Annotated in this window: 25 protein-coding genes; 16 read left to right on the top strand and 9 right to left on the bottom strand. The window is 55.6% G+C overall.

The genetic code is table 11. The features are described 5' to 3' along the window. The first annotated feature begins 107 nt into the window (after positions 1 to 107). A complete protein-coding gene (locus I9185_RS17890; protein ID WP_171638081.1) occupies positions 108 to 728 on the top strand; it encodes a 2OG-Fe(II) oxygenase family protein in 621 nt (206 codons plus the stop codon). A 77-nt stretch (positions 729 to 805) separates the two neighbouring features. Here the strand turns inward: I9185_RS17890 and I9185_RS17895 are convergent, their stop codons facing one another. After that, a complete protein-coding gene (locus I9185_RS17895) occupies positions 806 to 1,249 on the bottom strand; it encodes a GFA family protein (protein WP_171638083.1) in 444 nt (147 codons plus the stop codon). Positions 1,250 to 1,588: 339 nt separating this feature from the next. On the opposite strand from I9185_RS17895, the gene rpmC reads away from it, so the two are divergent. From rpmC to rpmD, 11 genes are all read left to right on the top strand, one after another. Beyond that, a complete protein-coding gene (rpmC, locus tag I9185_RS17900; protein WP_010437082.1) occupies positions 1,589 to 1,795 on the top strand; it encodes a 50S ribosomal protein L29 in 207 nt (68 codons plus the stop codon). 4 nt (positions 1,796 to 1,799) lie between these two features. Continuing rightward, positions 1,800 to 2,030, top strand: a complete 231-nt coding sequence (gene rpsQ, locus I9185_RS17905; RefSeq protein ID WP_171638085.1) for a 30S ribosomal protein S17 — start codon at positions 1,800 to 1,802, stop codon at positions 2,028 to 2,030. A gap of 75 nt (positions 2,031 to 2,105) precedes the next feature. Next, entirely contained in the window at positions 2,106 to 2,474 is a 369-nt protein-coding gene (rplN, locus tag I9185_RS17910) for a 50S ribosomal protein L14 (RefSeq protein WP_008757934.1), read from the top strand. 2 nt (positions 2,475 to 2,476) lie between these two features. Continuing rightward, on the top strand, positions 2,477 to 2,788 hold the full coding sequence (gene rplX / locus I9185_RS17915; protein WP_152459159.1) for a 50S ribosomal protein L24: 312 nt from the start codon (positions 2,477 to 2,479) through the stop codon (positions 2,786 to 2,788). Beyond that, a complete protein-coding gene (rplE, locus tag I9185_RS17920; protein WP_171638087.1) occupies positions 2,781 to 3,341 on the top strand; it encodes a 50S ribosomal protein L5 in 561 nt (186 codons plus the stop codon). Before rplX ends, rplE begins: the two co-directional genes overlap by 8 nt. Before the next feature lie 19 nt (positions 3,342 to 3,360). Further along, entirely contained in the window at positions 3,361 to 3,666 is a 306-nt protein-coding gene (gene rpsN, locus I9185_RS17925; protein WP_010437098.1) for a 30S ribosomal protein S14, read from the top strand. Between the two features lie 13 nt (positions 3,667 to 3,679). After that, positions 3,680 to 4,072, top strand: a complete 393-nt coding sequence (rpsH, locus tag I9185_RS17930) for a 30S ribosomal protein S8 (RefSeq protein ID WP_068340741.1) — start codon at positions 3,680 to 3,682, stop codon at positions 4,070 to 4,072. Between the two features lie 11 nt (positions 4,073 to 4,083). Continuing rightward, a complete protein-coding gene (rplF, locus tag I9185_RS17935) occupies positions 4,084 to 4,617 on the top strand; it encodes a 50S ribosomal protein L6 (protein ID WP_210093757.1) in 534 nt (177 codons plus the stop codon). Positions 4,618 to 4,628: 11 nt separating this feature from the next. Continuing rightward, positions 4,629 to 4,988, top strand: coding sequence for a 50S ribosomal protein L18 (rplR, locus tag I9185_RS17940; protein ID WP_039523386.1), 360 nt, complete (start codon positions 4,629 to 4,631; stop codon positions 4,986 to 4,988). A gap of 116 nt (positions 4,989 to 5,104) precedes the next feature. After that, positions 5,105 to 5,671, top strand: coding sequence for a 30S ribosomal protein S5 (rpsE, locus tag I9185_RS17945; RefSeq protein ID WP_170328768.1), 567 nt, complete (start codon positions 5,105 to 5,107; stop codon positions 5,669 to 5,671). 12 nt (positions 5,672 to 5,683) lie between these two features. Continuing rightward, on the top strand, positions 5,684 to 5,872 hold the full coding sequence (gene rpmD / locus I9185_RS17950) for a 50S ribosomal protein L30 (protein WP_050605831.1): 189 nt from the start codon (positions 5,684 to 5,686) through the stop codon (positions 5,870 to 5,872). A gap of 100 nt (positions 5,873 to 5,972) precedes the next feature. Here rpmD and I9185_RS17955 read toward each other — a convergent pair whose 3' ends face one another. Further along, positions 5,973 to 6,404, bottom strand: coding sequence for a MarR family winged helix-turn-helix transcriptional regulator (locus tag I9185_RS17955; protein WP_171638089.1), 432 nt, complete (start codon positions 6,402 to 6,404; stop codon positions 5,973 to 5,975). Between the two features lie 77 nt (positions 6,405 to 6,481). Between I9185_RS17955 and I9185_RS17960 the strand changes: the two genes are divergently transcribed. The 4 genes from I9185_RS17960 (at position 6,482) to I9185_RS17975 (ending at position 9,794) form a co-directional block, all read left to right on the top strand. Further along, positions 6,482 to 6,850, top strand: a complete 369-nt coding sequence (locus I9185_RS17960) for an antibiotic biosynthesis monooxygenase family protein (RefSeq protein WP_210093758.1) — start codon at positions 6,482 to 6,484, stop codon at positions 6,848 to 6,850. Between the two features lie 21 nt (positions 6,851 to 6,871). Then, positions 6,872 to 7,333 (top strand): hypothetical protein, encoded by a 462-nt coding sequence (locus I9185_RS17965; RefSeq protein ID WP_210093759.1) that lies wholly within the window; start codon positions 6,872 to 6,874, stop codon positions 7,331 to 7,333. Between the two features lie 164 nt (positions 7,334 to 7,497). Next, positions 7,498 to 7,710 (top strand): DUF1127 domain-containing protein, encoded by a 213-nt coding sequence (locus I9185_RS17970; RefSeq protein ID WP_171638095.1) that lies wholly within the window; start codon positions 7,498 to 7,500, stop codon positions 7,708 to 7,710. A gap of 1,265 nt (positions 7,711 to 8,975) precedes the next feature. Then, positions 8,976 to 9,794, top strand: coding sequence for a hypothetical protein (locus tag I9185_RS17975; RefSeq protein WP_245223628.1), 819 nt, complete (start codon positions 8,976 to 8,978; stop codon positions 9,792 to 9,794). A 213-nt stretch (positions 9,795 to 10,007) separates the two neighbouring features. On the opposite strand, the gene I9185_RS17980 is transcribed toward I9185_RS17975, so the two are convergent. The 7 genes from I9185_RS17980 to I9185_RS18010 all read right to left on the bottom strand — a co-directional run. Beyond that, positions 10,008 to 10,640, bottom strand: coding sequence for a hypothetical protein (locus tag I9185_RS17980; protein ID WP_210093760.1), 633 nt, complete (start codon positions 10,638 to 10,640; stop codon positions 10,008 to 10,010). Next, positions 10,637 to 10,933: a 50S ribosomal protein L23 gene (locus I9185_RS17985; RefSeq protein ID WP_008757532.1), complete on the bottom strand. Its 297-nt coding sequence runs from the start codon at positions 10,931 to 10,933 to the stop codon at positions 10,637 to 10,639. The genes I9185_RS17980 and I9185_RS17985 overlap by 4 nt, the downstream gene beginning before the upstream one ends. After that, positions 10,930 to 11,547, bottom strand: a complete 618-nt coding sequence (gene rplD, locus I9185_RS17990; protein WP_171638100.1) for a 50S ribosomal protein L4 — start codon at positions 11,545 to 11,547, stop codon at positions 10,930 to 10,932. The genes I9185_RS17985 and rplD overlap by 4 nt, the downstream gene beginning before the upstream one ends. Then, positions 11,544 to 12,269 carry a 50S ribosomal protein L3 gene (rplC, locus tag I9185_RS17995; protein WP_171638102.1) on the bottom strand — a complete coding sequence of 242 codons (726 nt, stop codon included), beginning with the start codon at positions 12,267 to 12,269 and terminating at the stop codon, positions 11,544 to 11,546. The genes rplD and rplC overlap by 4 nt, the downstream gene beginning before the upstream one ends. A 15-nt stretch (positions 12,270 to 12,284) precedes the next feature. Then, a complete protein-coding gene (gene rpsJ, locus I9185_RS18000) occupies positions 12,285 to 12,599 on the bottom strand; it encodes a 30S ribosomal protein S10 (protein WP_008756422.1) in 315 nt (104 codons plus the stop codon). Between the two features lie 298 nt (positions 12,600 to 12,897). After that, a complete protein-coding gene (locus tag I9185_RS18005; protein ID WP_210093761.1) occupies positions 12,898 to 13,767 on the bottom strand; it encodes a DUF2971 domain-containing protein in 870 nt (289 codons plus the stop codon). Positions 13,768 to 13,942: 175 nt separating this feature from the next. Further along, positions 13,943 to 14,625, bottom strand: a 683-nt coding sequence (locus I9185_RS18010) for an EF-Tu/IF-2/RF-3 family GTPase (RefSeq protein ID WP_245223629.1), incomplete at its 5' end; no start/stop codon positions are given.

Raw genomic sequence — 14,625 nt, forward strand, 5'->3', positions numbered from 1 at the left:
GAAGCAGGGGATCCGGATTTCATCTGGCAAAAAATATCCCGGAGCGCGAGGCAGAGCCTCGCAAAAGAGCCATCGCAATCGCGGTGAAGCTGGGTTAAGAGGGCGCTATGGCACAGATTGAATCACTCTTCGTAACCCGTCTCTACCGCGCTGCATTGTCTGAGTTTGATCCCAGGATCGACCCGGAAGAACTGGAAAACTCGTGCCTTGTCATTGCCGAGGACGATGAGGCCGGGCAGGATTGGTGTGAGGAAAACGGCTATCCCGGTTATACCAGTTATGCCTCGCTGACCGATCTGCCATGGCGGTTCCCGATCTTTGCCGATTTGGTCAAAGTGCTGGATCAGCATGTGGCGGCCTTCGCCAAGGATCTGGAATTCGATCTGGGCGAGGGAGAGTTGAAGCTCGAGGACCTCTGGATCAATATCCTGCCCGAGGGCGGCATGCACTCCAGCCACCTGCACCCGCACAGCGTGATCTCGGGCACGACGTACGTGTCGATGCCCGAGGGGGCAAGTGCGCTGAAGCTGGAAGACCCCCGCTCGGGCCGTATGATGGCGGCCCCAACGCGGATCAAAGGTGGGCGGCGCGATTTGCAGCCCTTTATCTATATGAAGCCTCAGGTCGGCGACGTGCTGCTGTGGGAAAGCTGGCTACGCCACGAGGTGCCGATGAACATGGCCGAGGAAGAGCGGATATCGGTCAGTTTCAACTATCGGTGGGACTGAACGCTCCCACCGAATACCGGCATCTTGAATGTCAGCGAACACGGTTGGTACTTCGCTCAGAATGAGCGTAAGCCCTGTCAGGTGGCAGGTGAAGGCCAAGCAAATTCTGGACGAAGCGCTTCATATACCGGTCGTCCGTCATCAGGCTTGGGGTACCCTTTGCTGTCATCATAAAACGCGTGGTAAGTCGCTGCCGGAAACTGGCTGTCATCATACCCCATCACGTTGGGTACAGCCACGCGTATGCGCTTTTGCTTATCATCAAGCATCAGCGCGGCCCCGCACTCTGAACATGTGCAAAGCTCTAAAGGGCCATCGGGATTGTTGGCGTTGAATGGTTGACGGTTCATCTTATCTTCGGGGTCTGCTGACAGGTCTGAGTAGTTAAAGAACGCAACATGTGTTGTGTGCTGTCCGGTCACGGACTTACAGACATCACAATGGCATTCATGGTTGTCTATCGGTTCTGCCGTCGCGACTATCTTGACGTGTTCACATCCTCCTGAATAAGGACTGGTCATTTTCTTACCTCCTCTGTGAACTTCAGGCTTTTGGGCCTTCTCTATTGGGCGCCGAACGCGGCCTGTTGGCAATACAGACCTTGGCCTGAGTTTGGATGAGGAATACTTCGAGGAACCTTTGTGGTTGGCCACCTGCTCAGCGACCGGGAGCAACTTATTCCCTTGGCGTAAAGAAGACGTCAAACTTACCCTTGCCACCCACCCCCTAAACCCTTATACGACGGCATCCTGCAAGTCCCCCGGCCGAGTCGGGGGATTCGTGTGTCTATCATTCATCCACCAGGTCCAAGGTGACCCTGCAAGGGGGCCTTCTGGTGTTTTGAGCAAAGGAAAAAGGCGATGAACGCCCAAGAACTGCGTGACAAGACCCCGGACCAGCTCCGCGAGGAACTGGCCAACCTGAAGAAAGAAAGCTTTAACCTGCGCTTTCAACAGGCAACCGGTCAGCTGGAAAATACAGCTGGTATCAAAGCGGCCCGCCGCAATGCTGCCCGCGTCAAAACCATTCTGAACGAAAAGGCCGCTGCCGCGGCATCGGAGGAGTAATCCTATGCCCAAGCGTATCCTGTCCGGAGTAGTAACCAGCGACGCCAACGAGCAGACCGTGACTGTTTCGGTTGAACGCCGTTTCAAGCACCCGCTGCTGCAAAAAACCGTTCGTAAGTCCAAGAAATACCGGGCTCATGACGAAAAGAACGCCTTCAAGGTCGGCGACACTGTACGCATCATCGAATGCGCGCCGAAATCGAAGACGAAACGTTGGGAAGTTCTGGAGGCGTAAGCCCCCAGACCTTTCCATTTGTCGAAACCCTGGGGGAATTAACAAGACCAGCCCCCACAGGTCGGGAGAAACCACATGATCCAGATGCAGACCAATCTGGATGTCGCTGACAACTCCGGCGCACGCCGAGTTCAGTGCATCAAGGTCCTGGGTGGTTCCAAGCGTAAATACGCCTCCGTCGGCGACATCATCGTCGTCTCGGTGAAGGAAGCCATCCCACGCGGCCGCGTAAAGAAAGGTGACGTCCGCAAGGCCGTCGTCGTGCGCACCGCCAAGGAAGTCCGTCGCGAAGACGGCACCGCGATCCGTTTTGATCGCAACGCCGCCGTCATCCTGAACAACAACAACGAGCCAGTCGGTACCCGTATCTTTGGCCCCGTTGTTCGTGAACTGCGCGGCAAGAACTTCATGAAAATCATCTCGCTGGCACCGGAGGTGCTGTAATCATGGCTGCTAAACTCCGCAAAGGCGACAAGGTCGTCGTGCTGGCCGGCAAGGACAAGGGCAAAGAGGGAACCATTTCCTCGGTTGACCCCAAGGCCGGTAAAGCTGTTGTCGATGGCATCAACATCGCCATCCGCCACACCCGTCAGTCGCAGAACTCGCAAGGTGGTCGCCTGCCTCAGGCAAACCCGATCGACCTGTCGAACCTGGCACTGTTGGACAAGAACGGCAAAGCAACCCGCGTTGGCTTCCGCATGGAAGGTGACAAGAAGGTGCGCTTCGCCAAGACCACAGGGGACGTGATCGATGCTTGATTCCGCAACCTACACCCCGCGTCTGAAAGCTCAGTACGTCGAAACCATCCGTGCCGCTCTGAAAGAAGAGTTCGGTTACAAGAACGACATGCAGCTGCCCAAGCTGGATAAGATCGTTCTGAACATCGGTTGTGGTGCCGAGGCCGTCAAAGACTCGAAGAAAGCAAAAGCTGCCGTCGAGGATCTGACTGCGATTGCCGGTCAAAAGGCCGTTGCAACCAAGGCGAAGAAGTCGATCGCGGGTTTCCGCGTCCGTGAAGACATGCCGCTGGGTGCGAAAGTGACCCTGCGCGGTGACCGGATGTACGAATTCCTGGATCGTCTGATCACCATCGCGCTGCCGCGCGTTCGTGACTTCCGCGGTGTAAAGCCTTCTTTCGATGGTCAGGGCAACTTTGCCATGGGCATGAAAGAGCACATCGTGTTCCCGGAAATCGATTTCGACAAGGTCGACGAGGTCTGGGGCTTGGATATCGTAATTGCCACCACAGCGAAAACCGACGCTGAAGCAAAGGCACTGTTGAAAGCGTTCAACATGCCATTCAACGCATAAGCGCCGGGAGGATTGAGACATGGCTAAAAAAGCAATGATCGAACGCGAAAAGAAGCGCGAACGCCTGGTGGCCAAATATGCCGCAAAGCGTGCCGAGCTGAAAGAAATCGCGAATGACGAGAGCAAGCCGATGGAAGAGCGCTTCAAGGCGCGTCTGAAACTGGCGAAACTGCCGCGCAACAGCTCGGCCACTCGTCTGCACAACCGCTGTCAGCTGACAGGTCGTCCCCACGCTTACTACCGTAAGCTGAAGGTCAGCCGTATCGCGCTGCGCGAGCTGGGTTCTGCTGGTCAGATCCCCGGCATGGTGAAATCGAGCTGGTAAGGGAGACATAGATATGAATGATCCTATCGGCGATATGCTCACCCGTATCCGCAACGCGCAAATGCGCGGCAAGTCCACCGTTTCCACCCCGGCTTCCAAGCTGCGCGGTTGGGTTCTGGACGTGCTGGCGGACGAAGGCTACATCCGTGGCTATGAAAAGACGACCGGTGAAAACGGTCATCCGGCCATCGAAATCAGCCTGAAGTACTACGAAGGCACCCCTGTTATTCGCGAACTGAAGCGGGTCTCGAAGCCCGGCCGTCGCGTATACATGGGCGTCAATGACATCCCGCAGGTCCGTCAGGGACTGGGTGTGTCGATTGTCAGCACTCCGAAAGGTGTGATGTCGGACGCAAACGCTCGCTCCAACAATGTTGGCGGCGAAGTGCTCTGCACCGTCTTCTAAGGAGGTCTGCAATGTCTCGTATTGGTAAAAAGCCGGTCGAGCTGCCCAGCGGCGTTACTGCCACTGTGTCGGGTCAGACCATCGAAGTGAAAGGTCCGAAAGGCACCCGCAGCTTTACCGCCACCGACGACGTAACGTTGTCGGTTGAAGACAACGTGGTCAAGATCGACCCCCGCGGCATGTCCAAGCGTGCCCGCCAGCAGTGGGGCATGAGCCGCACAATGGTTGCCAACCTGGTAACCGGTGTGACGACTGGCTTCAAAAAAGAGCTGGAGATCCAGGGTGTTGGTTACCGGGCTCAGATGCAGGGCAACACCCTGAAGCTGAACCTGGGTTACAGCCACGATGTTGATTTCACTGCTCCGGAAGGTGTCACCATCACCGCACCGAAGCAGACCGAGATCGTTGTGGAAGGTATCGACCAGCAGCAGGTGGGCGAAGTCGCGGCCAAAATCCGCGAATGGCGCCGTCCCGAGCCGTACAAAGGCAAGGGCATCCGCTATAAGGGCGAGTTCATCTTCCGCAAGGAAGGCAAGAAGAAGTAAGGACGCAAACAATGGCAAACAGCAAAAGAACCCTGTTTCTGAAGCGCCGCCTGCGCGTTCGGAACAAACTTCGCAAAGTCAACGCCGGCCGTGTACGCCTGTCGGTTCACCGTTCGAACAAGAACATCAGCGTTCAGCTGATCGACGACGTTCGTGGCGTGACCCTGGCCTCGGCCTCGACCCTGGAAAAAGATCTGGGTGTTGTTGGCAAGAACAACGTCGAAGCGGCCACCAAAGTGGGCGCGGCCATCGCCGAGCGTGCCAAGAAGGCAGGCGTCGAAGAGGCCTATTTCGATCGTGGTGGCTTCCTGTTCCACGGCAAGGTGAAGGCAGTTGCCGACGCCGCGCGTGAAGGTGGTCTGAAGATCTAAGACCTGCGGGCGGATTTCGATCCGCCCCGATGATCCGGGGGCCCTGACGACAATCGGGGCTCACTTGGATTGAAGAAAACGGCGCCGTATGCGCCACATGAGAAAAGGGATGCCAAATGGCAGAACGTGAAAACCGTCGGGGCCGTGGCCGCGACCGTGAAGAAGCACCGGAATTTGCCGATCGTCTGGTCGCAATCAACCGCGTGTCGAAAACCGTAAAAGGTGGTAAGCGCTTTGGCTTCGCCGCTCTGGTGGTTGTCGGCGATCAGAAAGGCCGCGTCGGCTTTGGCAAAGGTAAAGCGAAAGAAGTACCTGAAGCTATCCGTAAGGCGACTGAACAAGCCAAGCGTCAGATGATCCGCGTGCAACTGCGCGAAGGTCGTACTCTGCACCACGACATCGAAGGCCGTCACGGCGCCGGTAAAGTGGTTATGCGCACCGCACCTGAAGGTACTGGTATCATCGCCGGTGGTCCGATGCGTGCCGTGTTCGAAATGCTGGGCGTCAAGGACGTTGTGTCCAAGTCGCTGGGCTCGCAGAACCCGTACAACATGATCCGCGCCACCATCAACGGCCTGCAGAAAGAGCAGAGCCCGCGTTCGGTTGCCGCACGTCGTGGTAAAAAAGTTGCCGACATCCTGCCCAAGCGGGACGAAGCACCGGCTGCTGAAGCCGAAGCGTAAGGAGAGCGACCCATGGCAAAAACCATCGTCGTCAAGCAGATCGGTTCTCCGATCCGCCGCCCCGCCGAACAGCGCGCAACCCTGATCGGCCTGGGCCTGAACAAGATGCACAAAACCCGTGAGCTGGAAGATACCCCTTCGGTCCGCGGCATGATCCGCAAGATCCCGCATCTGGTAGAGATCGTCGAAGAGCGCGGCTAATCCCGCAGCTTCGAAGACTTATAAACGCCTCCGACCTCGGTCGGGGGTGTTTTTGTTTAATGGCTTGCCTGCCGGTGCCGTAAACTGATCCTCCTTCAATTCACCTTGAGCGCATGCCGCCTATGACTCGACGCATATAGTTCATGAATTGTGTGCGCTCAGGGTCATTCAAGACCTGTAATGCATCGGCATTCACGTTCTGAGCTGCCTCGTAGGCGCTGCTGCGAAGTGCTGCGGCCTTCTCGGTCAACCAAATCAATTGAGCCCTAGCGTCAGCAGGGTTCTTCGTTCTTTTGATCAAGCCATCACGTTCCATACGGTTGAGCGTGTTGGCCAATGTCGCTTGTTCGACGTCAATTTTGGTCAGCAGATCCTTTTGCGTCACACCGTCTTTGAGCCAGAGTTCCAGCAAGATTGGGAATTGTCCGACGACGATGCCAAAGGGCGCAATGCGTTGCTGCAACTCCTTTGCGAACAATCGTGCCATGTGATTAACCAGATACCCGGCCGAGTTTTCTTTTTCGAAGTCCATGTCCTAGATTTACACTTGAATAGCATGCTATGCAATTTTATATAGCTTGCTATATTTCAGGATCGAAGGGAATCGAAATGGCTCGTATCAAAGAGTTGGACACGATCGTCACGCTGGCAGATCAGATGCAGACCGAGGAAGGACCGGTGGTGCTGATCAACCTGTTTACGGTGGACGCCGAAGACGAAAAGGCGCTGCTTCGGGCAAGGGCGCATGATGTGGATTTCATGAAATCGCAACCGGGATATATCTCGACCCAGCTCCATCAGGGTATCGCGGGCAGTTCGACCTTTGTGAACTACGCGATCTGGCAGAACGTGCAAAGCTTTCGCGACGCATTCACTCATCCCAAGTTCCAGCGTCGGATCGCGGACTATCCAGCAAGCGCAGTGGCCAGGCCACATCTTCTTCGCAAGCTCGCAGTCGAAAACCACTGCGTCGCCTGACCCTCATTTGGGAGTAGCAACATGTTAAGAACCATCCACCCCATCGCCGGAGTAGTAGGCTTTCTTACGATCCTCGTATTCTGGACATCCACTTTGTACAGTGAGTTATTTGCAAACCATGAGACCGTCGCGGCAGTAAAGTCCATGATCGTCAGCGGGCTCTTTGTTCTGGTGCCTGCAATGATGATTGTCGGTGCATCCGGGGCGACACTTGGGCGTCGTCGAAAAGATGCCCCTACGCTCACCAAAAAGAAACGGATGCCGATCATTGCTATGAACGGTCTCATCGTCCTTGTTCCAGCCGCCGTCTACCTGAGCGCAAAGGCAAACGCGGGCTCGTTTGATACCAGCTTCTATATTGTACAGATCATCGAACTGATTGCCGGGGCGACCAATCTGACACTGATGGGGCTGAGCATACGTGATGGTCGGGCGATGGCCGCCCGCAATAAAACGCGCGAAAGAAATGAAAGCGGCGTGTGATTGACGTGCCCACGACATGTATAGCCATTCAACAGATGCATATCGGCTAGACCAAAATCTGCGTTGTTAGCGATAGCAAACGCTCCTATCTCTGCCTTGTCCAATGAAGGAACTCAAAAGGAAACGTCAGGGAATACGCCCTGATACGAGAAAGGAATACAGAGATGACAACTGCAACACTGACCCATACCGGCTTCAACTTCGGCACCCGGATCGCTGACATGGTCACACGGATCAAAACAGCCCGTGCACGTGCTGCTGAGTATCAGCGCACCTATACCGAGTTGCAGCGCCTGACCAACCGCGAACTGGATGACATCGGCATCCGCCGCTGCGACATTGCAGATATTGCGCACAAGCATGTTTACTGCTCGTGATCGCGGATATCCCAGTGCAAGACACAAAGGCGCCGCACGGCGCCTTTTCTGTTTCCGGGAGAAGCCCGCAGAACGGCCACAGAGCACCTGAGCGCCCCCTCATTCTGCCGAAGTACGCTACCCCTACTGTGTGACGCTAATATCGGGTCCATGCCCCCTGCTGGATGTCGGGGGCTATGGCACCATCTCAAAGCTCGTGGCTCGACCGAACATGGCAAGGCCGCAATATGCGTGTGCGCTCTGCTGACGCGCCGGAGGCCACCAGACCCTATGGTCGCCTGCGGCAGCTGCTGGCGCATGACGCGGGCCGAAACGTCTTGAAACACACGGTGTCCGGATTGGCATTCCACACTTGAACAGGTTGATCGGGTGGTTTGTCATCTGCACCTTTATCTTCTGCAACGCGCAGTCCTGGTCGCAGTGATCCACGAACCGACGGGCCACGTGCGTTAAGCTGAGCAGGCAATGCCCTTGCGGACGATTCTCGATGTAACGGGCAGCTCAAAAGGGGACGTGGCCGGTGCATGAAACCTGGAGATAAACAGGCGCAGATCTGCTGTTGCGTGTTCCAACAACGTGCCAGACGTCTGGGCGACCCGGACGAATCGGTCTTTCAGACCGCATGGCGACCCATCGTCAAAGAAACCGTATCCACATCGACACGGTCCTATTTAAGGCCATCGGAAACGGACAACGGCCCCATCTTTTTATCGGCAACCTGAAAACGGGCTCGGCGCTGACACCGCGCATTTGTTTCCAACGCCAGACGGCGCAGAATTTCGGGGCTGAAATGAAATCGGCGCCGACGGGTGAAGCCGCCGGGGCTGTGATCAGCCGCTCATGTTGGGTCAAAAACCGGTGCTCAGAACGATTTCATTGCTCTTTTCCAGAACTGCATCTGACGTCCAGCCGTCTTTGCGGCGATCAAAAATATCGCGCTTATACGACTTGAGTGTCATGCTTTCTGTCTTCCGTTTAGCAAGTGCGAGGGGGTTCCCCCGCTATGTGATAGGCCCCCGTAGGTGCCAAGGGTATAGGGCCCCGAAGGTCCCCGGTTACAAATATCAGAGGCCCCGGAACGAATCCGAGGCCGCAAGATTGGGAGCGTGAAACAGGGTTGGGGGTGGGTGTCTATAGGAACCTTAACCAAAACGTCAGTGCAGTTTGCCTTACTCCTAAACTCGAAGCGATGCGCCATGGCTCATTTTCTTGACTTATTTCCGACACCATCAAAAATGCACTTCTTAATTTGATTAGAGGGACTCATGACTGAGCGGACAAAGAAATTTTCGAATGCGCTGGCAGCCCTAATTGAAGAAGGCGAAAAGCTGGAAATGGCACTTGGCTATGATTGTCACGGTGAAGCATATATCGAGGCTTTGAGCAAACATTTCGACAATGATGAAGCCAAGGCAAAGAAGTTCGCCGACGACTTGCCGAACTTCGGAAAAAGTTACCAAAAATGGTACTCAGAAGCGCAAGCTGTAATCAAACAAGTACTACCTGATCGTTTATCAGATTTCACGTCCTACTATGAGTTTCCGAGAGTTCGTAAAGACATTACGTTTCAAAACTATATGATCAAAGACTACCTTCAAGGCCTGCGTATAACACGTCGGGGAGGCTACGAAGTGGTCGTCGATGGATCAGCGGCCATTCCAGAATTCAGTCAACAGCTAAATCTACTACGTGCCTCGCGAGATGCATTGGACTCTTTGCTTATGGACCTAACCGGTGTTCTGCAAGCTGACCTTTTTGATACCGAAATCGAAACCGCAACGGCCTTAGCCAAAGCTGGTTACCTGCGGGCTTCTGGCGCTATTTGTGGCGTCATAATTGAAAAGCATCTCAGTCACGTTTGTGATGTCCACAATCTGAAAATAAAGAAGAAGAACGCCGGCATCTCAGACTTGCTGCAACAGCTTCGCGCTGCAGGAACAATATCGCTGGCTCAAGAGAGATTTGTCCAAAGTCTCGCTGACACACGCAACCTTTGCAGCCATGCAAAAGGCCGAGAGCCCAAGAAGGAAGAGATTTCCGAGCTTGTCGAGGGAACACAGAAGGTTCTCAAAACGATTTTCTAAGACGCTAACGATCAAGCATCCGATACAACACCCGGCACCCAAGCGCGGGACAAGGCCCAAGGCCGCCGCGCCAGCGACTGCCCGTCCCGGCGGGCTGGCGCTTTGGGAACGTTTGCTCCTCGATATGAGGTCGGATGTATTTGGCACCATAAAGCGCATTGATCAGCCGTTCTGGCGCCATCCCACGGGCAGTCGCTGGCGCGGCTTGCGCTTTTATCCGAGGGATCGCCTGCGGCACAGCGGCTCAGCCTCAACCGCGATCCGCTGCTTGAGCTTGATATGTCCCAGCACCTCGCGAAAGGTGCGGTGTTTGGGTTTGCCTTCCAGATAATCCGCCAGTTTGAGCAGGTTGATCGGGTGCTTCGCAATCAACGCCTCGATCCGCTGCACGGCCTCGTCCAGCGCGTAGTGGTCCACATACTGACAAGCAACCTGCGTGGGCGTCAGTAGGCAGTAATCCTGCGGGCGTTTCTCAGTATACCGCGCTATGTCGAAGGGTGACGCGCCAAGGGCGTGGAACTTGGGGATGTGAACGCGCATATCGGCCTCGGCGTGCTCTAACACCGTGCCGGAGATTTGGCGAAACCCCAGCGGACCAAGCTTGCCCACCACATGCTTGCGCATCGCCGGTGAGATCATGTCTACATCCGCCCGGTCGTATTTCAGATCATCAAACACCGACAGCAGCCCCAGCTTTTCATCGGCAATCTGAAAATAAGGCTCAGCACTGAACGCCCGCATTTGATCCAGAACCTGCGCACGCACAGTTTCAGGGGCTGAAACGAAATCGGCCCCGGCGGGTTGAACCGCCGAGGCCGTGAATAGTCGCAGTAAGCGTCGGATCAAAGACCGGTGCTCACGTCGATTGTGTTGCCCTCTTCCAGGGTCACATATGCTTTTTTGACGTCTTTCCGACGACCCAGCTGGCCGCGGAACCGCTTGACCTTGCCTTTGGTCACGGTGGTGTTCACCGCTTTGACCTTCACACCAAACAGCGCCTCAACGGCCTCTTTGATCTGCGGCTTGTTGCTGTCGATCGCCACTTCAAAGACAACCGCGCCGTTTTCGGACGCCATGGTCGACTTTTCGGTGATAATCGGCTTGCGGATCACGTCGTAGTGTTCTGCCTTCGCGCTCATTTCAGACGAGCCTCCAGTGCTTCGACAGCCGCTTTGGTGAGCACCAGGGTGTCACGCTTGAGGATGTCATAAACGTTTGCACCCATCGACGGCAGGATATCCAGACCTTCGATGTTGCGCGACGCCTTCAGGAAACCTTCGTTCACGGTCGCGCCGTCGATGACCAGAGCGCGTTTCCAGCCCAGGTTTGCAACCTGTTTGGCCAGTGCGGCGGTCTTGCCTTCGGCTTCGGCGTTCTCGATCACAACCAGTTCACCTGCTTTGGCTTTGGCCGACAGAGCGTGGCGCAGGCCAAGCTTGCGGAACTTCTTCGGCAGGTCGTGGCCGTGCGAACGCGGGGTCGGGCCCTTGTAGATACCACCCTTGCGGAAGATCGGCGCGTTACGGTCACCATGGCGTGCGCCACCGGTGCCCTTCTGGCGATAGATCTTCTTAGTCGAGTAGCTGGTTTCCGAGCGGGTCTTGACCTTGTGGGTGCCGGCTTGCGCGTTGTTGCGCTGCCAACGGACCACACGGTGCAGGATGTCCGCGCGCGGCTCGAGGCCGAACAGGTCTGCATCCAGCTCGATGTCGCCGGCCTTGCCGCCGTCCAGTTTGATTACATCAAGTTTCATGCTTCACCACCTTCCGCGGATACTTCTTCCGCAGGTGCTTCGGTTGCAGCCGATTTCACAGCAGCCGGGAAAGGCAGGCCTTCCGGTGCTTTCTTCTTTACGGCGTCCTTGACGGTGACCCAGCCCGATTTCGGTCCGGGAACGGCGCCTTTGATGAAGACCAGACCACGGTCGGCGTCGGTTTTGACAACCTCGAGGTTCTGGGTGGTAACACGGGCAGCACCCATGTGACCGGCCATCTTCTTGCCTTTGAACACCTTGCCCGGGTCCTGACACTGACCGGTCGAACCGTGCGAACGGTGGCTGATCGAAACACCGTGCGAGGCGCGCAGACCACCGAAGTTGTGGCGCTTCATTGCACCGGCAAAGCCTTTACCGATCGAGGTACCCGAAACGTCAACCTTCTGACCAGCCAGGAAGTGTTCTGCCGAGATTTCGGCGCCCACTTCGATCAGGCCATCTTCGGAGACGCGGAACTCAGCCAGCTTACGCTTGGGCTCGACCTTGGCAGCGGCATAGTGACCGCGCATGGCTTTCGAGGTGCGTTTTGCCTTGGCAGCACCGGCGCCCAGCTGAACGGCGGTGTAGCCGTCTTTTTCAGCGGTCCGCTGTGCAACGACCTGCAGGTTGTCCAGGTGAAGAACGGTCACAGGGATCTGCTTGCCGTCTTCCATGAACAGGCGGGTCATGCCAACTTTTTTTGCGATAATACCAGAGCGCATTCTCATACCCTCCGATTACGACTGCAACTTGATCTCGACGTCCACACCAGCAGCGAGGTCGAGCTTCATCAGCGCGTCAACGGTCTGGGGGGTCGGATCAACGATGTCGAGAAGACGCTTGTGCGTGCGGATCTCGAACTGGTCGCGGGATTTCTTGTCAACGTGAGGGCCACGGAGAACCGTGAACTTCTCGATCTTGTTCGGCAGCGGGATCGGGCCGCGCACGTTCGCGCCGGTCCGCTTGGCAGTGTTGACGATCTCTTGCGTGCTGGCATCCAGAACGCGATAGTCAAATGCCTTCAGCCGAATACGGATGTTTTGGCTTTGCATATTAACAGCCTTTTATTCAGGCGTTGGAGTTGAGAGGAGGACAGACGCGCATCGCCAACCCTCATCGAACCCAAAAGGCGGGAATCACCCCGCCTTGATGTTCTTATGGAGAACTCGCGCGTATTAGTGGGGTTGAGGGGGTTTGGCAAGGGGGTAAGTGAAACCTACCTCCGACTTCATTTGTGTTGCGGTCTTAGTCTGTGCGCAACGGAATATCTGACGAAACCACCTTTTCTCGATGCTCAGTCACGTTGGCCTGTTCCAACACGTGCCGGAATGCCTCAGCACTTACATAGGGTTACTCTGTAGGCCCGATAATGACTCGATCCAACAAACTTGGCACATCAGCACCAAACAAGCCAACTTTTGGATCATGTTTCAAAGGCAGAACATAGACAATTTGTATAACACCGCCCAGCACTTCGACACGCCTTTCCATAGCGGCGCTGTGCTCTTCATTTGGCCGGTAGAAGAGGCGCCATTCCCGCTCTTCAGAAAACCCAGGGTGCTTTGTCACGATGGCAGTATGAAACAACATATGGTGAATGTAAGTGACGAGTGTATCTTGCCCCAATGACTGCAAGTATTTGCGGTTTATTAGTATAGCGTCCGTGATTTGATCCAGCCGTGCCTTATACCCATCTTCAGAAAGATACATCACAGGCGCAGAGTAGACCGCCAACTTATCAGTAAACGCCATCATTGGAGCATTATTTACGACAAGCGCTGTATCGCCGTAGGCACGCCACATCGACAGCCGACCACTCTTGTCCTCATCCTCACTGTGCTCAGAAATGCATGCGATGTAGGTTTCTAACTCCCAATCATGCATCCAACCTTGCAAGCGTTTATCAACAAGACTGATCGTTCCCTCAAATATATCCTCAACAGCCTCCCTAAAACGTTCTCCAGCCTCTCCCGAAAAGACTTTATGTATTAGATCAATACCATATGATATTTCCGAAAAGTCGTTCATTACGGTCGCATTACGGAACCAAAGCTCCTTATTGCTGATGACTTTCAGAGCTGTATCTGCGTTCGTATAGTAGGCGAAACGACGTTTCTTCTCAGCTACTTCGACCATCCTTTCGGGGTAACCGGGTTGGAATATCGCCCAGAATTTTCGAGTTGCGTCATCAACTTCGATCAATTTACCAAATTCCTTCATTCTCCAAAGTTGCTAGGAAACTAATCGTTGGCGGTTAGGGCGCAAGACACAATCAGTCTCAGTCGAACGACAAGAAAAAGGCCGCCCCGATTTGGGACGGCCTTCTTTAGTTCGACGGTGTGGGCTCTCATTGCTCTTTCAGAGCAACTGCCGCCCACCAGTCGGCAAAGCCGACTTACTCGATGATTTTCGACACGACGCCGGCGCCGACGGTGCGGCCGCCTTCGCGGATGGCGAAGCGCAGGCCGTCTTCCATCGCGATCGGAGCGATCAGCTCGACGGTGAAGCCGACGTTGTCGCCAGGCATAACCATCTCGGTGCCAGCCGCCAGGGTCACGGTGCCGGTCACGTCAGTGGTCCGGAAGTAGAACTGCGGACGGTAGTTCGCGAAGAACGGGGTGTGACGGCCGCCTTCTTCCTTGGTCAGGATATAGGCTTCGGCTTCGAACTTGGTGTGCGGAGTCACCGAACCCGGCTTACACAGAACCTGGCCACGCTCAACGCCGTCACGGTCGATACCGCGCAGCAGGGCGCCGATGTTGTCGCCCGCTTCACCGCGATCCAGCAGCTTGCGGAACATTTCAACACCGGTACAGGTGGTTTTCTGAGTGTCGCGGATGCCGACGATTTCGATCTCGTCGCCAACATTGATCACGCCACGCTCGACACGGCCGGTCACAACGGTACCACGGCCCGAGATCGAGAACACGTCTTCAACCGGCATCAGGAACGGCTTGTCGACTTCACGCTCAGGGGTGTCGATGTAGTCATCAACAGCCGCCATCAGTTCGCGGATCTTCGCTTCGCCGATTTCCGGGTTGTTGCCTTCCATCGCGGCCAGAGCCGAACCTGCAATGA

Source organism: Ruegeria sp. HKCCSP346 (genome assembly GCF_017872595.1).
Classification (GTDB): domain Bacteria; phylum Pseudomonadota; class Alphaproteobacteria; order Rhodobacterales; family Rhodobacteraceae; genus Ruegeria.